At 74.5% G+C, this 6,234-nt stretch carries 5 protein-coding genes; 3 read left to right on the forward strand and 2 right to left on the reverse strand.

The window, feature by feature from the left end; translation table 11 throughout:
• Positions 1–9 precede the first annotated feature (9 nt).
• Positions 10–2,031, reverse strand: coding sequence for an MFS transporter (locus AB0O40_RS24985; protein WP_365045804.1), 2,022 nt, complete (start codon positions 2,029–2,031; stop codon positions 10–12).
• A 187-nt stretch (positions 2,032–2,218) separates the two neighbouring features.
• Entirely contained in the window at positions 2,219–2,572 is a 354-nt protein-coding gene (locus AB0O40_RS24990) for a DNA-binding response regulator (protein ID WP_365045807.1), read from the reverse strand.
• Between the two features lie 297 nt (positions 2,573–2,869).
• Here AB0O40_RS24990 and AB0O40_RS24995 point away from each other — a divergent pair, with 297 nt between their 5' ends.
• From AB0O40_RS24995 to AB0O40_RS25005, 3 genes are read left to right on the forward strand one after another with little or no spacing between them, the layout of a single operon-like run.
• Positions 2,870–3,724, forward strand: coding sequence for a MaoC/PaaZ C-terminal domain-containing protein (locus AB0O40_RS24995; RefSeq protein ID WP_365045809.1), 855 nt, complete (start codon positions 2,870–2,872; stop codon positions 3,722–3,724).
• A 17-nt stretch (positions 3,725–3,741) separates the two neighbouring features.
• Positions 3,742–4,818: a Zn-dependent alcohol dehydrogenase gene (locus AB0O40_RS25000; RefSeq protein ID WP_365045812.1), complete on the forward strand. Its 1,077-nt coding sequence runs from the start codon at positions 3,742–3,744 to the stop codon at positions 4,816–4,818.
• Positions 4,819–4,860: 42 nt separating this feature from the next.
• Positions 4,861–5,802, forward strand: coding sequence for a 3-oxoacyl-ACP reductase (locus AB0O40_RS25005; protein WP_365045815.1), 942 nt, complete (start codon positions 4,861–4,863; stop codon positions 5,800–5,802).
• Positions 5,803–6,234 lie beyond the last annotated feature (432 nt).

Here is a 6,234-nt window from a genome sequence, read left to right on the forward strand (position 1 = left end):
CCTGGCGGTTCACCATTCCAGCCAGCCCAGGTTCGTGAGCAGGGCGACCGCGCCGACGTTGGCCAGGGCGGCCGCCAGGGCGTACCAGCGGGGCGGCCCGACCGGGGGTCCGGTCGGCGGGAGGAGTGCCCCGGCCGTCCGGGTCTGGCGCAGCAGGAAGGCCGGGACCAGGACCCCGGCGACCGCGGGCAGCAGGATGAACCGGCCCTTGTAGAGCGGGAAGCACCCGGTGAGGACGACCGCGGCGGCTGCGCCCAGGAGCAGGCCGACCGGGTCGGGCCGGGCGCCGAGACCGCCCGGCCGGTCGTGGACGAGGAGCACCACCATGGCCAGGGCGGCCAGGGCCAGCGGGACCTCGAAGGCCAGGCACGCGCGCCAGAACAGGTCGAACGGGCCGAGCCAGGAGACCAGCAGGACGAGCGCCGGGGCCGTGCCCGTGACCAGCAGGGACGTCCCGGACGCCGTGCGGCGCTCCCGTCCGTCCGGGAAGGACCGGGCGACCAGGACGGGCGCCGAGGAGACGATCAGCGCGGCGAAGCCGCCGGCCAGCACCCGGGCGATGCTCATCGTGCCGGGAGCGACCGCCACGAAGGCGCCGTACGCGGTCCCGACGGTCAGCCCCGCCAGACCGATGACCAGCGTCTTCTTGCGGCCCACCCGGTCCGTGATCCGGGTGCCGAACACCAGCGTCAGCAGGAACGCGACGACGTAGACGAGGGGCAGCAGGTCCACGTCCGTGTCCCCCAGCAGCGGCAGCGGCTCGGCGGCCACGTGCGTGGCCACGGGGCCGCCGTAGTACGTGGTCAGCCCCGCGAAGGTCGCGTCCAGCAGCACCACCAGCTGGGCCAGGACCAGCGCCACCAGGCCCCACCACCGCCGGGGCCCGGCCACGGCCGGTTCCGGACGGGGGGCCGGCGGCCGGGTGGTGGCCGAGGGGTCCGGCTGCGGGTCCGGCGGCGGACCGAAGCCGGCCCCGGGGGAGTGTGCGCGCGCCGTCGGGGCGTACCCGGGCGGTGCGGGCGCCGGCCGGGCGGCCGGGACCCGCGGGTCCTGGCGGGCGTCGGCAGCCGCGGCGGCGTCGGCGGACGGGCCGGCGGCGTCGGCGGACGGGCCGGGGGCTTCGGCGGGCAGGACGGGGGCGTAGTCCAGCAGGTGCGCGGCGCGGCGGCCGAGCTGGGCCAGGACCGCCCCGGGCAGCCACTCGCCGCTCTCCTCGGCCGCCGTGCGGTCGGCGACCTCCTGCGGGGTGGGCCGCTTCGCCGGGTCCTTCTCCAGGCAGGCGCGCACCAGCCCGGCCAGTGGCTCCGGCACCCCGGTCAGGTCCGGCTCCTCCTCAGCGACCCGGAAGAGGTGGGCGTTGAGCCCGGTCTCGGTGGCGCCGAAGAGCAGCCGGCCGGTGGCCGCGTACACGAGCACCGCGCCCAGGCAGAACACGTCCGAGGCCGGGGTGAGTTCCAGGCCGCGCACCTGTTCGGGGGACATGAAGCCCGGGGAGCCGATCAGCATGCCGGTCCGGGTGTGCAGGCTGTCCGTACCGAGGCCGTCCATGGCCCGTGCGATGCCGAAGTCGATGACCCGGGGCCCGTCGACGGTCACCAGGACGTTGGAGGGCTTGAGGTCACGGTGGATCAGACCGGCGCCGTGCACCGCCGCCAGGGCCAGCGCCAGCCGGTTGGCGAGGACCCGTACCGACCGCTCGGGCAGCGGCCCGAAGTCCCGGGCCACCACGCTCGTGAGGTCGGGGCCCGGGATGTACTGCGTCGCCACCCACGGCACCGCCGCCCCGGTGTCGGCGTCCAGGACGTCGGCGGTCCAGCTGCCGCCCACCCGCCGGGCCGCGGCCACCTCGCGGGCGAACCGCACCCGGAACTCGGGGTGCTGGGCGTGCTCGGCCTGGACGACCTTGACGGCGACGGTCCGGCCCAGGTCGGAGCGGCCCAGGTACACCAGGCCCATCCCGCCCGCGCCGAGCCGGGCGATCAGCCGGTACGGGCCTATGCGGACGGGGTCCTCCGCGGTCAGTTGGTCCACGGCAGGAGTGCCCTTCCGTTCCGGGACGAGCCCGTCCCGGCCCGTACGACGGTCCTGATTGGACGGTGCGCGGGACTCAACATAGAACACCGTGCGCGGTGTTCGGGGCGGATCAGCGGGATCGGACCCGCCGCTCGCCCCCCCGCCGCCGGAGGCCGCAGGCCGCCAGGACCGCCGCCCGGCCCCGCTACGCCTCCAGGGCCGGGTCCACCACCGTCTCCCCGTACAGCGTCCGCCGGATGGCCGCCGCCAGGTCGGAGACCGGGCCGTCGCGCAGGACGTAGCCCGCCGCGCCCGCGGCCAGGGCGGCCGCCACCGCACCGGGATGGGCGGAGGTGGCTAGGACCAGGGTGCGGCAGTCCGGGGCCTCCGCCAGCAGCGCGCGGACCGCGGCCACGTCCGACACCAGGGCCACCTCGGGGCAGGCCGTCAGCGCCGCCGCCCCCAGGTCGTCCCCGGCCGGTACCTGGGCCACCACCATCAGGTCCGGCTCCAGGCCGAGCAGGACGGCCAGCGCCGGATCCGGCGGGGAGAGCAGCACCCGAAGAGACCGGGCAGATCGGAAATCCCTGGGCATTTCGTCCATCCGTCCAGCCTAGGGCCGAATGCGGCCTGACGCACTGTCAGGAGTCTTCCCAAGTGCTGGGGGGTGCGTTATACATAGGGCTCACCGGCCCCTAGAACGCGTTCTAGAAGTGCCCGCCCCGCAGGGCGGACGCGGCGGCCGGCCCCGCAGGCGACCTCGGTGCGGCCGACGGTGCGGACGGCCGCGCCGAGGTCTTCCACGGCCCGGCCATCCCGGCCACGGGCACAGGCAACAGCAAGGAGTCGCGTCCCCATGCCGATCGACGCCGCAAAGGCCCTCGCCGCCGACCCCAGGAAGAGTGAGATCAGCTGGGACCACAAGGACGTCCAGCTGTACCACCTCGGCCTCGGCGCGGGCATTCCGGCCAACGACCCCGACGAACTCCGCTACACCCTCGAGTCCAAGCTGCACGTGCTGCCCAGCTTCGCCACCGTCGCGGGCGCGGGCATGGCCATGCTCGGCGGCCTCGGCGCCCCCGGCATCGAGGTGAACCTCGCACACGTCCTGCACGGCGGCCACGCCGTCACCCTGCACCGCCCCATCCCGGTCAAGGGCAGCGCCGAGTCGCGGTCCCACGTCGCCGCCGTCTACGACAAGGGCAAGGCGGCCGTCATCGTGCTCCGCTCCGAGGTCGCCGACGCCGACGGCCCGCTGTGGACCAGCGACGCGCAGATCTTCATCCGCGGCGAGGGCGGCTTCGGCGGCGACCGGGGCCCCTCCGACCGGCCCGAGATGCCCGAGCGCGCCCCCGAGAAGACCGTGGAGCGCACCATCCGCGAGGAGCAGGCGCTGCTCTACCGGCTCTCCGGGGACTGGAACCCGCTGCACGCCGACCCCGAGTTCGCCAAGATGGCCGGCTTCGAGAAGCCGATCCTGCACGGCCTGTGCTCGTACGGCATGACCCTCAAGGCCGTGGTGGACACCCTCCTGGACGGCGACGTCTCCCGGGTCCGCTCGTACCGCACGCGCTTCGCCGGGATCGTCTTCCCCGGCGAGACCCTGCGCATCCGGATGTGGCAGGAGCCCGGCCGCGTCCTGGTGACCGTCACGGCCGCCGACCGGGAGGACGCCCCGGTCCTGGCCGACACGATCGTCGAACACGCCTAATCACAAGGAGCCGCACCGTGCGCGCAGCACTGCAGAGCGAGATAGGCCAGGACAAGCTCGAGGTCGTCGACGACATGGAGACCGTGGGCTTCGGCCCCGGCAAGGTCCGGATCCGCATCAAGGCGACCGGGCTGTGCCACTCCGACCTCTCCGCGATGAGCGGCGTACTGCCGCAGCCCGCGCCCTTCATCCCGGGCCACGAGGGCTCCGGCGAGATCGTGGACGTCGGCGACGGCGTGACCAGTCACAAGATCGGTGACCGGGTGCTGGTCTGCTGGCTGCCGCCGTGCGGCCACTGCCCCTCCTGCAAGCGCGGCCAGGGCCACCTGTGCCTGGAGGCCTTCGGCAACGTCGCCACCCCCAACTTCCGCCGGCCGGGCGGCGAGGTCTTCGGCTTCGCGGGCACCGGCACCTTCGCCGAGGAGCTGGTGGTGCCGGCCGCCTGCGCCGTGCCGATCCCCGACGACGTGCCGTACGACATCGCCGCGCTGATCGGCTGCGGCGTGACCACCGGCCTGGGTGCGGCCATCAACACCGCCAAGGTCGAGGCCGGTTCCTCGGTGGCCGTGATCGGCTGCGGCGGCGTCGGGATCTCCGTGATCCAGGGCGCCAAGGTGCAGGGCGCCGCGCAGATCGTCGCGGTGGACCCGGTCGAGTCCCGGCGGGAGGCGGCGCTGCGCTTCGGGGCGACCGAGGCGGTCTCGCCCGACGCCTTCGGCGACGCCAAGAACCGCATCACCGCCGGCGAGGGCTTCGACTACGTCTTCGAGGTGGTCGGCAAGTCCGCCACCGCCCACAAGGCGTACGAGATGACCCGGCGCGGCGGGTCGGTGGTCGTGGTCGGCGCGGGCGCGCTGGACGACAACTACCAGATCAACATGTTCTCGCTGTTCTTCGACGAGAAGAAGATCCTGCCCTCGATGTACGGCGGCGGGGACGTGCTCCGCTCCTACGACCGCACCATCGCCCTGTGGCGGGCCGGCCGGATCGACCTCGCGGGCCTGATCACCCACCGGGTGCAGCTGGCGGAGGTCAACGACGCCCTCGACCAGATGCGCACCGGCGTCGCGCTGCGCACCTGCATCGAACTCTGACGTCGTCCCCCGACCCCGAAATTCCGGAGAGGAACCTGCCTGATGTCACTGCCACTTGAGGGTCTGTCCGCGATCGTGACGGGCGCCGGCCGCGGCCTGGGCCGGGCCGAGGCGATCGAACTCGCCCGGCTCGGCGCGAGCGTGGTCGTCAACGACTTCGGGCAGCCCGGCCGCGACGGCTCCGGGGAGGCCTCGGCCGCCCCGGCCGAGGAGGTGGCCGCGGAGATCCGCGCGGCCGGCGGGCAGGCCGTCGCCCACCTCGGCGACGTGGCGGACTTTGACCAGGCGCGGGAGCTGGTCCAGAAGGCCGTGGACAGCTTCGGGAAGCTGGACGTCCTGGTCAACAACGCGGGCATCCTGCGGGACCGGATGGTCTTCTCGATGTCGGAGGAGGAGTGGGACTCGGTGATCCGGGTCCACCTCAAGGGGCACTTCAACACCACCCACTTCGCCGCCGTGCACTGGCGCGAGCGCTCCAAGGCGGCGGGCGGGCCGGTCTACGGGCGGATCGTCAACACGTCCTCGGAGGCGTACCTCGGCGGCTCGGCGGGCCAGCCGAACTACGCCGCGGCCAAGGGCGGCATCGTCGGCCTGACCACCTCCACCGCGCTGGCGCTGGCCAAGTACGGGGTCACCGCCAACGCCATCTGCCCGCGGGCCCGCACCCGGATGACCGAGGACGTCTTCGCGGGCTTCCAGGTCCCGGAGGAGGGCAAGCTCGACCCGCTGGCCCCCGAGCACGTCTCCCCGCTGGTCGGCTACCTCGCCTCGCCGGCGGCGGCCAAGGCCAACGGGCAGCTGTTCGTGGTGCACGGCGGGATCGTGGTGGTGATGGAACGCCCGCGGGTGGCGGCCAAGTTCGACACCGCCAAGGAGGCCTTCTCCTACGAGGAGCTGGACGGCCTCCTCACCCCGCACTACGACGCCCGCCCGGCCGGCGAGACCTTCGCCGCCACGGAGGTCCTGGGCCTCAAGCACGACTGACCCGGCCCCGCCGCGACACCCCGAAGACCCGGCCCGCCGCCCGGCGGCCCGGGCCTCCGGCACGCCCCGGCCCGCGCCGGCCGGCCCGACTGCCCCGGCGCGCCGGTCAGCCCAGCTGCTCCGCCGCCCAGCGCGCCCACTCCTGCCGCATCGCGTTGAACCGCAGCCCGTACTCCAGCGCGATCCGCCCGTGCCGGGCCTACCCGGCCGCGGCCCTGGGCGCGCCGCCGACCCGGCCGAGCTGGCCGCGCTCGACCCCGGGCTGGCCCGGGAGCTGCTGGCGGCCTCGCCGGCGTTTGAGGAGACCGTCGCGGAGCGGCGGTGCAGGGGCTCCGGGGCGGAGCCCACCGGTCTCGGGATGGGGAGGGCTTTGAAGCGGTCACCCCGGCGGCGCTGGCCCGGCACTTCGGCGTGCAGACGGCCAGCCTGTAC

Source organism: Streptomyces sp. NPDC089919 (assembly GCF_040684615.1).
GTDB lineage: Bacteria > Actinomycetota > Actinomycetes > Streptomycetales > Streptomycetaceae > Streptomyces.

Excerpts from the sequence above, each read along its gene's own strand:
- AB0O40_RS24995 (WP_365045809.1), top strand. The coding sequence starts at position 2,870 with ATGCCGATCGACGCCGCAAAGGCCCTCGCCGCCGACCCCAGGAAGAGT.
- AB0O40_RS25005 (WP_365045815.1), top strand. The coding sequence starts at position 4,861 with ATGTCACTGCCACTTGAGGGTCTGTCCGCGATCGTGACGGGCGCCGGC.